The organism is Pseudomonas sp. AC463 (assembly GCF_979253585.1).
This window is the reverse complement of record NZ_CEEDDZ010000516.1, coordinates 1-279: the sequence shown is the minus strand read 5'-3', so window position 1 is coordinate 279 and position 279 is coordinate 1. Positions and strand designations below refer to the sequence as shown.

The window sequence follows — 279 nt, the reverse complement described above, 5'->3', positions numbered from 1 at the left end:
GCGTCTCAGCAATTCAAGCTGGCAATGGATGCTGCCGATGAAATCCGCAGTCCGGCGTCTCGTGTGCGCTTGCTGGTCAACATGGCTCGGAACCAACTTAAACGGGGCAAAACAGAGCAGGCTGCGCACACGATAACAGAAGCCAATGCGATCAGCATCAGCGGTGACGGTGCCGGTTGGCGTCCGCAAGTCCTGGCCGTGGCGGCACAGGCTGCGTTGCAGCACGGCGATCTGCCGGGCGCGGCGCGGCTGATCGACCGCAGCTTCGCGGGCGTCGAC

At 63.4% G+C, this 279-nt stretch carries 1 protein-coding gene; it reads left to right on the top strand.

Features of this window, described 5'->3' with window-relative positions:
- On the top strand, positions 1–279 hold a 279-nt coding region (locus tag AC0IYH_RS31215; RefSeq protein ID WP_471838078.1), incomplete at both ends, for a hypothetical protein.